12 protein-coding genes are annotated in these 14,799 nt (G+C 58.5%); 5 read left to right on the top strand and 7 right to left on the bottom strand.

Annotated features, from left to right (window positions below):
- The first annotated feature begins 115 nt into the window (after window positions 1-115).
- Entirely contained in the window at window positions 116-937 is an 822-nt protein-coding gene (locus AACY42_RS06680) for an IclR family transcriptional regulator (protein WP_339477919.1), read from the top strand.
- Here the strand turns inward: AACY42_RS06680 and AACY42_RS06675 are convergent.
- The 4 genes from AACY42_RS06675 to AACY42_RS06660 all read right to left on the bottom strand — a co-directional run bounded on the left by AACY42_RS06675 (window position 902) and on the right by AACY42_RS06660 (window position 7,783).
- Window positions 902-1,603 (bottom strand): hypothetical protein, encoded by a 702-nt coding sequence (locus tag AACY42_RS06675; protein ID WP_339477917.1) that lies wholly within the window; start codon window positions 1,601-1,603, stop codon window positions 902-904. The genes AACY42_RS06680 and AACY42_RS06675 overlap by 36 nt on opposite strands.
- 129 nt (window positions 1,604-1,732) lie before the next feature.
- Window positions 1,733-4,285 (bottom strand): helix-turn-helix transcriptional regulator, encoded by a 2,553-nt coding sequence (locus tag AACY42_RS06670; RefSeq protein WP_339477914.1) that lies wholly within the window; start codon window positions 4,283-4,285, stop codon window positions 1,733-1,735.
- 314 nt (window positions 4,286-4,599) lie between these two features.
- Window positions 4,600-5,967, bottom strand: coding sequence for a DUF1329 domain-containing protein (locus AACY42_RS06665; RefSeq protein ID WP_339477911.1), 1,368 nt, complete (start codon window positions 5,965-5,967; stop codon window positions 4,600-4,602).
- 22 nt (window positions 5,968-5,989) lie between these two features.
- Window positions 5,990-7,783: a DUF1302 domain-containing protein gene (locus AACY42_RS06660; RefSeq protein WP_339477908.1), complete on the bottom strand. Its 1,794-nt coding sequence runs from the start codon at window positions 7,781-7,783 to the stop codon at window positions 5,990-5,992.
- A gap of 630 nt (window positions 7,784-8,413) precedes the next feature.
- On the opposite strand from AACY42_RS06660, the gene AACY42_RS06655 reads away from it, so the two are divergent.
- The 4 genes from AACY42_RS06655 to AACY42_RS06640 all read left to right on the top strand — a co-directional run bounded on the left by AACY42_RS06655 (window position 8,414) and on the right by AACY42_RS06640 (window position 11,825).
- On the top strand, window positions 8,414-8,860 hold the full coding sequence (locus AACY42_RS06655) for a hypothetical protein (protein WP_339477906.1): 447 nt from the start codon (window positions 8,414-8,416) through the stop codon (window positions 8,858-8,860).
- A 66-nt stretch (window positions 8,861-8,926) separates the two neighbouring features.
- On the top strand, window positions 8,927-10,528 hold the full coding sequence (locus AACY42_RS06650; protein ID WP_339477903.1) for an S-type pyocin domain-containing protein: 1,602 nt from the start codon (window positions 8,927-8,929) through the stop codon (window positions 10,526-10,528).
- Window positions 10,525-10,791, top strand: coding sequence for a hypothetical protein (locus AACY42_RS06645; protein WP_024616606.1), 267 nt, complete (start codon window positions 10,525-10,527; stop codon window positions 10,789-10,791). The genes AACY42_RS06650 and AACY42_RS06645 overlap by 4 nt, the downstream gene beginning before the upstream one ends.
- Before the next feature lie 269 nt (window positions 10,792-11,060).
- Window positions 11,061-11,825: an N-acetylmuramoyl-L-alanine amidase gene (locus AACY42_RS06640; protein WP_339478244.1), complete on the top strand. Its 765-nt coding sequence runs from the start codon at window positions 11,061-11,063 to the stop codon at window positions 11,823-11,825.
- Window positions 11,826-11,869: 44 nt separating this feature from the next.
- Here AACY42_RS06640 and AACY42_RS06635 read toward each other — a convergent pair whose 3' ends face one another.
- The 3 genes from AACY42_RS06635 to AACY42_RS06625 all read right to left on the bottom strand — a co-directional run bounded on the left by AACY42_RS06635 (window position 11,870) and on the right by AACY42_RS06625 (window position 14,688).
- Entirely contained in the window at window positions 11,870-12,781 is a 912-nt protein-coding gene (locus AACY42_RS06635) for an SDR family oxidoreductase (protein ID WP_339477898.1), read from the bottom strand.
- A gap of 246 nt (window positions 12,782-13,027) precedes the next feature.
- A complete protein-coding gene (locus AACY42_RS06630; RefSeq protein ID WP_339477895.1) occupies window positions 13,028-13,930 on the bottom strand; it encodes an alpha/beta fold hydrolase in 903 nt (300 codons plus the stop codon).
- Window positions 13,930-14,688, bottom strand: coding sequence for a class II aldolase/adducin family protein (locus tag AACY42_RS06625; protein ID WP_339478243.1), 759 nt, complete (start codon window positions 14,686-14,688; stop codon window positions 13,930-13,932). The genes AACY42_RS06630 and AACY42_RS06625 overlap by 1 nt, the downstream gene beginning before the upstream one ends.
- Between the last annotated feature and the right edge of the window lie 111 nt (window positions 14,689-14,799).

The raw sequence follows: 14,799 nt of genomic DNA, 5'->3' as shown, positions 1-14,799 counted from the left end.
TGGTTGAGGCGCACCGGGTTATTTTTATCGTAATTTGATTACGCATAACGTAATTTGCTCGACGGCGACCGTCAAGCTATAAAGACGCCCATTCGCCTCTGGACCCAGCGCCTCCATGGAAACCCCGCTCAGCAACGGTAAACAGAAAGTCCGCTCGGCCGAAGTCGGCACCGACATCCTCAAGGCCCTGGCCGAGTTGTCGCCCTCCACGTCGCTGTCGCGGCTGGCCGAACACGTGCAAATGCCGGCGAGCAAGGTTCATCGGTATCTGCAGGCGTTGATCGCCAGCGGGTTCGCCGAGCAGAACGCCGCCACCAACCACTACGGCCTGGGCCGCGAGGCCCTACGCGTAGGCCTGGCAGCGCTCAACGGCATGGACGTGCTGCAAGTGGCCGCCCTGCCCCTGGCCGAATTGCGCGACGACTTGAACGAAACCTGCTTCCTGGCGGTGTGGGGCAACCATGGCGCGACCGTGGTACGCATCGAACCCGCCGTGCGGGCCGTGACCGTGGTGACGCAACTGGGCTCGGTATTGCCACTGCTCAGTTCGTCCACGGGGCTGGTGTTCAGCGCTTATCTGCCAGAGCGCGAGACCATCGGCTTGCGCGAGCAGGAAGTGCAAGGCACCGAGCACCACGCCCTCGCCGACGATCGCGCTTATGCCGCGTTGTGCGAACAGATTCGCCGTCGCGGCCTGCACCATGTGCATGGCTTGCTGATGCCGGGCGTGGATGCCTTGTCCGCCCCGGTATTCAATGCCGTCGGCGAGGTGAAAGCGGTGATGACCATCGTCGGTCCGACCTCGCTGTTCCACGCCGACGAAAACGGCCCGGCGGCGCAACGCCTATTGGCAGCGACCCGGGCCGTGAGTTGGCGGATGGGGTATGCAGCGGGTCCAGGATCAGCCCAGGAAGTCCGGGACAATTTTGATCAGTAAATCATTGAGGTGAGCGGGGGCGAGCAGCGGATGGAGATGACGATCTTCGCCGCTGAAGGCAACCCTATAAATACCCTGGTGATCGCCTTGGCAGTGATAGGGAATTTCATTATTGCTGAGATGGCCCAGTAAATAGTCGACCAGCGACTCAGAAGAAGACACCACTCGCTCGCCGGTGTCATAGGTTACAAAACCCGTGACGTAGACTGTATCCAGATTGACCTCGAGCAAATGCACTTTCAATGCGCCATGAACGTCCTCAGCGGACAATGGCATGATGGAACGCCAGGATAAATCCATTGAAGGTTTTTCGGTCAGGCTGGTGACAATGTTCCCTACGATTTTTTCAAACGTTATTAAACTTAGCGCCTTGATACGGTCTTGCGTGGCAAAGGAATAACGCTTGCTGAAAATGTTACTGACGCCTTGCGTATAGTGGGGCATCTGTTGTTTTTCAACCCAGGCCAGCGCCTCATCGAACAGGGTTTCGGACGACCCCACTTCAGGATTCGGAAAAGCGGCCAATGTATTCAGGTAAGTGCTGGACGGGCTGACGCCCAGTGCTTCCAGATAACGTCCCAACAGCACCTGCACGGCAAAATCCACGCGAGTATTCTTCAATGCGAGCAGTTTTTCAGAGTAAGAAGAAAATAACTGAGTATTCATAAACATCCTTGTCATGTCATGGTCGAACTTCCTGTTCGAACCGTCGACTCAGTTATACATCAGCCAACCCCATCATAGTAAAAAGACAAATGTAAGAACGCGTAAAGATGACCACCTGTTATTTTCAACCTAGCTCATCATCCCCATGACTTTTGCCTTCGCGACCGCTTGAGTACGCCGTTGCACCCCCAACTTGCTATGTATACGACGCGCATGGGTTTTTACGGTGTGCAACGATATGAACAACTGTTCGGCAATTTGTTGGTTTGAATGACCTTGTGCAATCAACTCCAGCACTTCAAGTTCCCGGTGACTGAGCAAGGTCTCTTCGGCGCCAGCCGCCGACGGTTCGATGGGCTCGACCGATTGCGTCCCCCGCAACAGCTCAGGTTGGCGCAAACGCAACTCACGCAATGCCTGCTGCGCCCGATAACAGGCAACTCGCTTGAGCCCCTCTTGCAGGAGCGTGTGAACCTGGCAACGATCGCGGGACAACCAGATCACTTCAACCCGCGCCAGCTGCAATTCGGTTTCCAGCCCATGCATTTCCAACTGCTGCGCCTGAGCGATCATTGCCTCCAGGCGAGCCCGCGGGTCCCGCTCCAGATGCAGGTAGACCTCGGCCAGCACCAGCAAATATTCCAGGCGCGGAATCAACTCCAGTGTCGCAGGCGGCGCGTGCTTGGCCTGCGGCCCGCGAAAATGCCGCAACACGCGGCTCAGGGCTTCATGGGCCAGCTCCGGGCGCCCTTGCTGCAACCAGAACTGACAGCTGGTTTGCAGCAACACACCGCGGTACACCGTGTCAGGGATGTGCCGCTGCTGCATGATCCGCTCGGCATCGCGCAGTTGCATGAACGCCTCACCGTAGTCGCCTTGATTGGCGGCCAGGGTCGCTTTACCGAGAAAGCCATAGAGCACTTGCTTGTCCTGGCTAAGCAGGCCGCTTTCCAGGCCGGTTTGAAACTGCTCAGTGGCCAACTCGTCAAACCCCATGCGCAATGCCAGGCGCCCACGCCGCAGGGCAATACGTCCCGACAACGCCGAAAAATCCTGGCCTGGCTGATCGAGCAATGCCTGGACTGCGCTCAACAGATGATCGGCCCGATGGGGAGCCCCACGCTGCTCCAGTACTTGGGCGTGATCCAACTCCAGCAGCCCTTCAAACACCAGCGAGCCATGGGCCCGCGCCAGGCATAACGCCTGCCGGTTGATCCAGTGGGCGCAAGCCAGTTCCCCCTTGAGCAACGCTTGCTGCGTCAGCCCTGACAGGCACAGCAGTCGTAAGGCCCAGGCTTCTGGTTCCAGGCTGGCCTGGGCCTGGAGGAAATGCTCGCGTGCCGGCTCGCCATCGCCCGAGAGGTGCAACAGCCACCCCCGCAAGACCAGCCAGCGCGCCAACACCTGGCGCTGCCGGCAAGCCTGAGGTTGCGGCACAAACCTGGCCAATTGTTCGATGCACGCCGAAGCCTGATCGAAGCGCCCGGCGAACAGCAGGGCCGCAGTCACCAACCCGACCGATTGCGGCGTGCCGAACATCAACGCTTCACCTTGTTGGTCATGCAGCTTCAGCAACAGCACCACGTTGTTGCGCTGCAATACGTGCTCGAAGTTCAGGTGCTGCAAAAAGCTGACGGCGTTCTCAAACTCTTCAGCCAACATGGCTTGCTCGAATGCCATCTGCCAGTCCTGCTCGGCGGCGAACCACTGGCAGGCTCGCCGATGCCAGGAGCGCCCCTGCGGCCAGGGTTCTTCACGTACCAGCCGGGCCAGGGCCGGGAAGATTTGCAACCAGTCCGACGTCTGCTCCCATGGTTCGATGAAACATCCCAGTTCCACCAACAAGGGCAAACACTGCGCGCCCACGGTGTCGCCGAACAGGTGCTCGCACAACCGGGCATTGAAGCGCGGCAGATGCGCCAGCACACGCCAGGCCTGCGCCAGGTCCGGGGTCAGCGTACTGAACAGTTCGTACTCCAGGTAGTCGACCAGGGTCCCCGGCCGTCCCGGCGTTACATGACTGCGCGCCCATTCGCAACGCTCAAGCAGCGTGATGCGCACCCCGGCACACCAGCCGCCACTGCGCTGAATCACCTCGCGGGCAGTACGGGCGGCCTGCGGGGCGGGCAGATGACGCAGCAATGGCAGGACATCGTCGCAGGTGAAGAACAACGCCTGCGCATCGAACTCGTGCAGCTCGTCATCGAGCAACAGCCGCGGCCAGTTGCAATGGGGACGGCGACGGCCGTTGAGCCACAGGTGCAACGCCGGACTGCTGGTGTTCAACAGACGGTCTAGCAACTGGTCCAGTTCGGGATTTGGCACCCGGCAGTAATCATCCAGGAACAACCAAGTGGGTGTCTGCAAACGCGCTAGGTGGGCCAGCAGTCCCGCTTCATCCAACATCGGCAGCCCGAGGGTCTGGGCCAGGCGCTCACACATTTGCACCGCGCTCAGCGCCGCGCCCCCCAGTGGCACCCAATGCAGCTGACACCCGTCGGGCGCCTGCAGGAAGCACTCGGCGAACAACGCACTCTTGCCGCCGCCCGCTGGCGCACAGAGCAGTTTTACCCGCGCGTCGCAAGTCAGCAGCGGCTCGCTCAGGGACCGTCGCGGCACGTGCGTCGAGGACAGGCGAGGCAGCAACCCTGGGCGGTCCGGACACGGCGTCATGGCGGTCATGAGTGAAGTTCCTGTTTATTGTTATCTCACCACCCTAGTCCTGTGTCGCCAAGCTTTGGAGAAGTATTCAGCGCGCTGATTGGCGCCCATAAAAAACGACCGGCAGGAGCGCTGCCGGTCGTCAACAAATCTCAAGCCAGAGCTTGCTTCCGCTGGCCGTAGGAGCTGCCGGAGGCTGCGATCTTTTGAACTTTCGCTTTAGATGCAAGTGTCTTTGGAAAGATCGCAGCCTCGTTGCACTCGACAGCTCCTACACAGCTCCTACACAGTTCCTACATCCCAGCAGGGCCAAGCGCCCTCGCTGGGGGGCCTCACTATCGAACCCCAGTCGAACGCAGCGCTGCCGGTGTGTAGTCGGCGGCCCTGGCTTCGAAGCCGTACTCGTAGCTGTGTTTCTCTTCGTTCTTCATGCCCAGCGCGATGTAGCGGCCGGCAATGATGTCGTAGAGCGCCTCAAGGGTGTAGCCCGGGTTCTGATGGTCGTAGTAGAACTGGGCATGACCTTCGGCCACCCGCCACAGTTGGCCGCGACCGTCGTAATGATCCACCAGCGCCGCCTGCCAGCTGTCCTCGTCGAAGTACATGTGGCGCTTGGCATAGATGTGCCGCTCGCTCGGCTTGACCGTGCCGACCACTTCCCAGACCCGGTGCAATTCATAGCGAGTCAGGTCCTGATTGATGTGGCCGGCCTTGATCACATCGTCGTACTTGAGGCTTGGCGAATCGAGCTTGTAGCTGTTGTACGGGATGTACATTTCCTTCTTGCCGATCAACTTCCAGTCGTAGCGGTCCGGCGCACCGGAAAACAGGTCGAAGTTGTCGGAGGTGCGCAACCCGTCGGCGGCGGTGCCCGGGCCGTCGTACGCCACTTGCGGGGCGCGGCGCACGCGGCGCTGGCCGGCGTTGTAGATCCAGGCCAGGCGCGGCTCCTTCACCTGATCGAGGGTTTCATGCACCAACAGCACGTTGCCGGCCAGGCGCGCCGGGGCGGTGACCGACTGCTTGAAATACGTCAGCACGTTGCTGGCCTTTTCCGGGTTGACATCCTTGATCAGGAACGGCACGGCGATTTCTTCTTCGAAACGGATCGGCGTGAAGCTGCCATTGGTCTGCGGGGTGGCCTGGATGATGATACGTCGCAGATTGCCACCATGATAGCGGGTGACGTGATTCCACAGCACTTCCACGCCGCTCTTGGGAATCGGGAACGCGTAGTAGCGGTTACCGGTGAAATTGGCCAGGCCATTGCCGTCGTTGATCGCGTTCACGTTGAGGGCGCTACGCTTGGCCGACTCGTAGATTTCCGGCGGCAGGCCCACGCTGCGGTGGGTCGGATAGACCGGGATCTTGTAGGTTTGCGGGTAGCGCTTGAACATCGCGACCTGACCTTCGGACAGCTTGTCCTTGTACTTGTCCACGGTGGCGGCGGTGATGGTGAACAGCGGTTTTTCGTTGGCGAACGGGTCGGCCAAAAAGCCCTTGCTGTCCACGGCGCCGGCGTTTTTCGGGATGCCGCCGGTCCAGGCCGGAATCGAACCATCGGCATTGCCGGCTTTTTCCGCGCCCAATGGCGTAAGGCTGGTGCCCAGTTTGTTCGCTTCCTCCGGCGAAACCGCCGCCATCACGTTCACGGCCAGCAGGCTCAAGGCCAGGGCACCGCATTGCAGGATCATCTTGCGCATTGGGTTTTCCTTGTCAGCCAGATCAGAAGTTCACGCCGAAGCTCAACGCGAGGAAGTCGCGGTCTTCGAGAACGTTGTAATCGCCGCCAAAAAAGTCGGTGTAGCTCAGGCTGGCGGTGTAGGTGTTGCGGTAGTCGGCATCGACACCGACGCTGATAGCCTTGGCGCCTTCGTTGAACAAGCCGTTGGGACCGTAGCCGGCCACATCATGAGACCAGGAAACGTTGGGCTTGAAGTTCACGCCACCGATCACGTTCGCGTAGTCGAGAATCGCCCGGGCGCGATACCCCCAGGAAGTCGAGGTAACGAAGCCATCGGTGGCGCCATTGAACCCGTATTGGCCATAGACCGAATCGCGGCCGTAACGCAGTTTGTCCTTGGACTCCAGCCCGCCGACGTGCACCACCGCCGCCTCACCCACCAGCGTCAAGCGTTCGGCGCCCAGTACCTGATCGACAAAATGCGTCAGGGTGCTCTGGACCTGGGTGATTTCCTTGCGCCGGTAGCCGGTGTTGTCCGCCCCGGCCGAGGTCGCGATGGGTGAAGCCGCGCCACCGGCAATCGGGTTGAGCAGCGCCAGGGTCAAGTCGTTGGTGTTGAGCTGTACCGGCGCATTGGGGCGATAACTGATTTCCCCGGTCCATGCGGTGCCGGTGGGCAGCGTGGTGGCGAAACTGGCACCGTACAGGCGAATGTCTTCGGGGTATTCAAGGTAATACTGGCCGCGTCCCAGCATGACGCTTTGCGCCAGGCCCGCACCGCTGCCGGGGGCCAGGCCCTCGGCAATCGCGACCATTCCCGGCAACGCCGACAACGTCGAGAACCCCGCCGTGGTGGTCCCGACGGTAGGCGTGCGGCTGTGGTAATTCATGAAGTACAGGCCGTACTCAGTGTCATCGCCGAGCCAGCGCAACGCCGTGCCCCACTGGCCCGAGTCGCGGGCATCGCGGTCACCGCCGCGGGGGATGATCACCCCTTCGCTGGACACCTGGATGCCCTGGCCGAATGCCTCGGTCAAGGGCACGAACGGCGCAATCGCCGGGCTGCCCACGGTGTAGCCACTGGTGCAACCATCGGCCACCACATCGTTGCCGAAGAACGTGCCACAGTTATCCACAACCGTCTGGTCCCACTCCAACTGGTAGAAACCTTCGATGGTGAGCTTGTCGGTCAGACCCTGGGACGCGAACAGCATGTTCACCGGGATCAGGCCTTCCTTGATCTCCGCACCGGGGCGACGGAACGCAGACACGTCCACCGGGTTGATGCTGTTGATGGAGTTGCCGATGAAGGTACTTTCCCCCCAACTGACCACCTGCTTGCCGGCGCGCACCGTGCCCGGCAAATCGGCGATGGAATAGTTGTGATAGACGAAGGCATCAAGAATCTGCGCCCCTGAGGACTTGGCGCCTTCCTTGCGATTGCTGTCGCTGATGTCCTTGAACGGACGGCTTTCGTCCTTGAGTTCGAAGTCATACCAGTACTTGCCGCGCACAAACACGCCGGTATCACCGTACTTGAGTTCGAGGTCGTGCAGGCCTTTGAAGATTTTGGAAAAGGTCTCGCCTTTCTTGAAATTCAGCCGTCCATCATCACCCGTGGAGGATTGGCCCCGACCGCCGTTGACCGTGCCGATGAAATCCTTGTCTGCATCGCGCATGCCCCAGCTCGCGCCCACGGACAGCGAAGAGTCGAACTGACCCTCGATCTCGCCAATGTTGAATGAAACGGCCTGCGCCTGGGCACAGCAACCCATGGCCACCGCAACGGCCAGCGCCTGCGGATTGAAGATGGCGCGCATTGTTATTGTTGTCATGCGTCTTCCCCGGTGAGTGACAGAGGCTTCACCCTACTGCCGCACGCCATGGGCGATAAGCGCACCAAGGAGGTATTCGCGTTGTACCTAAAAAGGATTACTGCCCATGCGGGGCGGGCCTCTGCGTCGAGCATCGACGGACTGGATGATGGGTTATCAGCCGCGCGCATATTCATCACAGCCCTCGCGACTGTTGCGGCCCCCGTAACGGTGCATGTCCGAATCCAGGCTGTTTCCCGAAGCACTCGATCCTTATGCTGGCGGGGCTTTCAGGGCAACGGGCCTGCAAGCCCAAGCCGCCACGGCATCCCTCACGCCTGGCGCACCGTCCTTCGGATGGATTGGCGCATCGATCCATCATCCCGTGTTGACCGACGTTGATTTGTAGCTCCTTTGCAACGTCATGTTTAGGCCGCTGCTTTTTGCAGCGGCCTTTTTTATGTGGGGTTATTTCTCAGGTGAAATTTCTCGATTCCTACAACACCCTAGGAATCTCTCACCTGTCCGGCTTATGTGATCGAATTTATAGTCTTCTTCGTTGCCTGGATGGCGACTGACATAAGTAGTCATGAATGATGGCAAATACTGAATACATGACGATATCACCACGTCAATCGAAAGGGATTCGATATGCAGCAAGAGAAAAATATTCTCGTAAATAGAGGCATACCCCGTACACCTTCGTCATCTTCTGGATTCGGATTTAGCGCCAGGGGAGTGTCAGGTCCCGACCACGCCGATCGCGCCTATGACGCAGTTTATTATGCTTTTGAGTGGCTGAATGACAGCAATGAATCTGTTGAAGAATGCTTTAAAAAAAACATTAAAAACATCACTTATATAATCGAAGCCGAGCTCGTAAAAGCAAGATTAGCGGTTCGGGGCACGACACCACTTAAAATCGACGCTCTCGACATTGAGTTACGCGCACTTAAGCTGCAACTATCCAAAGCAAGGACAGATCATCAACAACAAATAAAAATTGCCAATCTTTATTATGGCTACGATCCACTTACCCACAAAGCCCGACACCCTTCCTATGGAGGTTTCGAACTCCACGGTCGTCGCGGCGGGTAAAGGGGTTATTACAAAGCAATAGCTGAATAGAATGTCTCTTACGCAGCAGCTTACCAGGCAAAGTTCTTGGCTGAGCAGATAAAGCTGTTGGATATTCGCTTAGCCACACAGAACAAAGCCATTGACAACGCCAAGGCAAAAGCGGCGGCCGCGGCAAAAGCCACTGCCCAAGCAAAGGCCCAGGCCGAAGCCAAACGTGCGGCCGCCGAGAGAGCACGCAAGGCAGCCGAAGCCGAGACTAAACGCGCAGCTGAAGAACGAGCGCGGCTGGCGGCAGAGGCGCGACGTCTGGCCGAAGAACAAACACGGCTGGCGGCAGAGGCTAAACGCCTGGCCGAAGAACAAACACGGCTGGCAGCAGAGGCACAGCGCCTGGCAGCGGCTGCGAAAGCCGCAGCTCAGGCAAAAGCCCAAGCTGAAGCCAAACGCCTGGCTGCGGAGGAGACACGCAAGGCAACCGAAGCCGAAATCCGACGCACGGCCGAGGTACAAGCCCTGCGCCAAGCCCTGTCTGGTCGCTCATTCCCCATGCTGGGCGCGGCAGCCGGCGCCGGTCCGGTATTCGCCATCGCTGGCAGCACCTTAGCCACAAGCCCGGCAACGACCCTAGCCATCCAGGCTGCGCTACGAACCGCGATCACCATGGTTGTCGAGTCGGCCTCCGTAGTAGCCGCGCCAGCTTTGGCAGGGTTTGCGGCACTGTTTTATTCGTCCGAACTGGGCAACGGTGACCTCTACGCCTTGAGCGTCCCGCTTTCGGAGCTCATACCGGACAAATCCGACAATTTGCACGCCATCGCAGCAGCCCAGGGTGAGATCAACCTGCCTCTCGCCATTGGTTCCAGAACAATGGGCAACAAAACAGAGTATGTCGTAACGACCACTCACAGTGCGCCGACGTTATCCAAAGCATACGTACAGTTCGCCACGCTTGATTCACTGGGTAATTTTTACCGTTCCATAAGTCCGGACGCCGCGTCTAGCAATATTATCTGGACGCCCATAGTGAAGCCGAATGGCGCGTCTACATCGCTGCCCGCCAGCGTGCCGAACACGGTCCCTTACACCGGCGCAACCCCGGAGGCGGTCGCTGGACGAATCGATACGCACCCGGAGTTTGATCTCTACAGTTTTGGCGGCTTCGTTACGGTGTTCCCGCCCGAGTCGGGCATTCCACCGATCTATACCGTCATTAACAGCCCTTATGAGGGCGCCACTGCCAAAGGTGAGCACAGTGGACGTGATTTCAATCCAGAGCAGGCCGGTGGGCCTATTCTGGAATTGGATTGGGGGACCGCGACCGTCACTCAACAAGGTTTGGAAGCGGTAAAACTACATATCTCACGGCTTAATCAATCCGATGCGAATGACGTGATGGTCAAACGGCTTGAAAACATTCTGAGTGGCAATATCGATATCACCGATACAGATCGACGGTACTACACTCATGAAATGAGAGAACTCGAAAGATTTCGATCCCTTGGGTTGGCTGATGACCTTTCGCCCGAGCCAGGCTCGCCAGTTTGGAACAATGCCCATACCGCAACGCTCGAAGACTTTAAAGTCCGCGATCACGAATCACTACTTTATACTCCGGAGGCCTTAGCAAAAGCAGACCTACAGGACGAAAGAGATTATCAGAAGTTTTTGAAGGAGATGTCGCAATGAGCACTGTCGAGCAAATAGTTAAGAACGAGCCTTTGGAAGAGATCGTCACTGTCTTTGCGTTACTGAAGCCCCATCGTCAGTTGGACATGCTGATCAGGCGCCACAATCGTGAGCTCATACAACACGGCGAACTTGAAAAAACCTATAAAAACCTGTTCGAGGCGGGAATATTGACTGGTGGTGAAAAAGGTTTGTGCGCCAAAGGGCCAAACTGGAAAGCACCGAAATTCGTACTGGAAAAGAGGTACACTGAATCTAGTTGATCCAACTAGACATCACGCAGCGGCTCATCAAAAAAATCTTTACCCCTAAACCTTCTAAAATTCCGCATAGCCGCTGCACAGTTTGCAGCGGCTATTGGACATCGCCTTACGCATCTTAACGCTCATCCAATAGACTTAATCCCATTCATCAAAACGCCCGTTCCTACAACAAAGCCAGAATCCAACTACGCGCACATAAAAAATCCACTGTTACGCTGAAATCAATCGCAGTATTTCGCTTCGATTTATTGACCAGTGAGTTACAGAGAATGCAAATAAACAATACAAGCTATCGCTCAAAAAAAGGCTATAACAGCCGCGTTCGCTTTTTAGTCTTTCATTACACCGCCGGCAACTTCGCGTCGTCCATCAATGTACTGACAGGCCCATCGGTCAGCGCCCATTACCTGATTCCCGACTTTAGCGACCCCACCTATTTGAAAACAGGTTTCAGGGAACCGCAGATTTTCAACCTGGTGGACGAAACCCAGCGGGCCTGGCATGCAGGAGTGAGCAGTTGGGGTAATCGCAGCAACCTGAACGACACCTCGATTGGCGTTGAAATCGTCAATCTCGCCACGGATAACCAGGGGCAGTTCACCTTCCCGCCTTATACGCCCGAGCAAATCGAGGCGATCGAATACCTGGCGTTGAACATACTCAAGCGCTATCCGGACATCAGCCCGATCAATGTGGTGGGGCATTCGGACATTGCGGCCGGGCGAAAGAGTGATCCTGGTCCGATGTTCCCTTGGCACGCGTTGTATCTCAAGGGGATCGGCGCCTGGTTCGATGACACTACTCAAAAGACTTTTTTGCAGGCTTACCAAGCCAACGGAATCCCGCTTCGCGAACAATTGCTCGCACTGTTCAAAAAATATGGCTATGACACCTCGGCGGCCACGACAAGTGCTGGCTTCCAGCGCCTGGTGCGGGCTTTCCAGTTGCACTTTCGTCCGGCCAGATATGACGGAGTGATGGACATCGAGACCGCCGCGAACCTGGCGGCCCTAGTGAAAAAATACTTTCCATGAGCACGGTTACCGCGACTGACGGCAACCGGCCCGGGCAATGAAACCTAAATGGCGTGGCGTTGCAGGTTCGCCATCATTTCTTTCAAGGCTTCCAGGTTGTCATTCGGGTGTACCGCATCCTGGAAATCGCAGATCTGCTGCCAATGGGCGGCGACGTCTTCGGGCGAAAAGCCTTTGCGTGGATCGAAACCCGCGCCCAGGCTGCGTTCCCAGCGCACCTTGCCCATCCAGCCGCCGCCCACTTCGAACAGGCCGGAGGTTTCCTGGCAATTCTCACTGGCCAGGTACACCACCAACGGGCTGACGAGTTCGGGCTTGAGTTGTTCGAATACCTGCGGTGGGATCAGGCCTTCGGTCATGCGGGTGCCGCCGGTGGGGGCGATGGCATTGACCAGGATGTTGTTCTTACGGCCTTCGATGGCCAGGGTCCGCGTCAGGCCATAAAGGCCAAGCTTGGCCATGCCGTAGTTGGCTTGGCCGAAGTTGCCGTAGATGCCGGAGGTGGAAGCGGTGAAGATCACCCGCCCATAGTTTTGCTCGCGCAGGTGCGGCCAGGCGGCGCGGGTCACCTTGTAGGCGCCCTCGACGTGGACGCGGTAGACCAGGTCCCAATCGGCGTCGTCCATTTTGTGGAACGTCTTGTCCCGCAGGATCCCGGCGTTGTTGACCACCACATCGACGCGACCGAACGCGTCGAGGGCATTTTGTACCAGCTTGTCGCCATCGGTCACCGAGTCGTGGTTGGCCTCGGCGATGCCGCCCGCCTCGCGGATTTCGGCGACCACCCGGTCTGCTGCCGAGGCGTTGGCCCCTTCCCCTTGGGCCGAGCCGCCAAGGTCGTTGACCAGCACTTTCGCGCCTTGCCTGGCGAACAGCAGCGCATGGGCGCGTCCCAGGCCACCGCCGGCTCCCGTGACGATCACGACTTTATCTTCGAAGCGCACAGACTCACTCATGGCAGAACTCCAGCAGGCGGACAGGACAATGGGCACGAGTGTCCGGCACAAGTCGGCCGGTCACAATCAACACGGTTGCAAGTGAATGGTGAACGATAAGGTGAGGGGATGATGCAGGCCCAAGCCGCAGCGGCCCATTCGATTTGCCTGTTGGCAGAAGCACCGCTTTCGCGAGCAGGCTCGCTGCCACATGGTTTGGGGTTGTCGTCAATCCTGTGGGAGCGGGCTTGCTCCCACAGGGTGTCGTCATGAACAGGCCATTTGTCTGCGCGGTGCGACGATGGCTTCGCGAAACGCCAGGTAATGCTTGAGCACCTGCACCGGTGCCTCGGTGTGAGGGTAATGACCGATGTCGGGCAGCAACACCGTGTCTGGGTTTGGAATCAGAGCCTCGTAGCGCGCCACCATGTGTTCACCGGAAATCGGGTCGACTGCGCCATCGATCACCCGCAACGGCACGTCGCCACGTTGCATCGCCTGTACCCAACGATCACGCTGCACATGACGTTCGGGAATATAGGCAATGAGCTTGTGCATGATCCGCGGACCACGATGGGCTTCTACCAGGCTCCAGAAATCATCCAGTTCGCTTTCAGTCGGGCCGGTCCCAGGGCCGAAAATCTGCCGAAAGCTACTGACCAGGCTTTCCCGGGAGAACGCTCGCCCCAGCAGCCACCCCAGGGGGCTGAGCAAGAGTTTCTGGGCCCAGACCGGACGGTGGGTTTCCGGGAACAGGCCGCCATTGAGAAAAACGCAACTGGCAAGCTGGATGCGCGCTTCGTAATGCCGCGCCAGCAGCTCCTGGGCCACGCTGTCGCCGTAATCGTGGGCCAACACATGCAACGCGCCCCGCACATTCAGGTGCGCCAGCAAGGCCTGCTGCAAATCGGCCTGCTCCAGCAGGCTGTAGACGTGATCCGTCGGTTTGGCGGAGTCGCCGAAACCGAGCATGTCACAGGCGATCACCCGGTAGCGTTGCGCCAACGGTTGCCACAGGTAATGCCAATCCCAACTGGCGGTGGGGAAACCGTGGATCAGCAGCAGCGGCTCGCCCTGCCCCGCCACCCAGTAACGGATGGCATGACCACGGAACATGAAGACCTGGCTGCGCTGGCGCCAGATACGCAGGGGAATCTGGGCCAGGGGCATCAACTGCTATACCCGGTGTCTTGTTGATCGAGCTTGCGCAACAACGCCGGCCAGGCCAACGCGCCGCCCATGCCCTGCGCGCTTTTGGTCACCCCGGCGATCATCGCCCGGGCGCCAGCCAGGATCTGTGGCTTGATGGCAATCAGTTCGGCCCCGCCGTTCTGCGCAAGGACCTGGATGTCGCAGGCCCGTTGAAAGGTGAACATCATCAGGAAGGTATCGGCGATGGTCCCGCCGCAGGTCAGTAAGCCATGGTTGTGCAGCATCAGGAAGTTGCTCTCGCCCAGGTCCGCCTGCAAGCGAGCCTTTTCTTCGTGATTCAAGGCCACCCCTTCGTAGGCGTGATAGGCCAGGCTCGACAGCACGAACAGCGATTGCTGGCTGATCGGTAGCACTCCCTGCTTCTGGGCCGATACCGCCACGCCAGCGGCGGTGTGGGTGTGCAACACACAGGCCACATCATCGCGCACCTCATGCACCGCGCTGTGGATGGTGTAGCCGGCCGGATTGATCTCGTAGGGGCTGTCCATCAACTTGTTGCCGGCCTGATCGACCTTGACCAGGCTCGAGGCGGTGATTTCATGAAACATCATCCCGAACGGGTTGATCAGGAAATCCTCGGTACCGGGAACCTTCGCGGAAATATGGGTGAAGATCAGGTCATCCCAACCATGCAGCGCAACAAGCCGATAACAGGCGGCAAGGTCCACCCGGGTTTGCCACTCGGGCGCACTGATCTGATCCTTGATGCTGAGCATCGTGTGAAGGGGCGCTACGCTCACGGCTCTGACCTCTGGTTTCTTGTTATATGTCTCGTTCGAAAACGTCGTACGCAAGAAAATCAGTCTAGTCAGCTCTTTCAGGGGCGT

It is taken from the genome of Pseudomonas sp. RL_5y_Pfl2_73 (assembly GCF_963970515.1).
GTDB lineage: Bacteria > Pseudomonadota > Gammaproteobacteria > Pseudomonadales > Pseudomonadaceae > Aquipseudomonas.
Note: the sequence above shows the minus strand (reverse complement) of the source record. Positions and strands in the feature narration are given on the sequence as shown.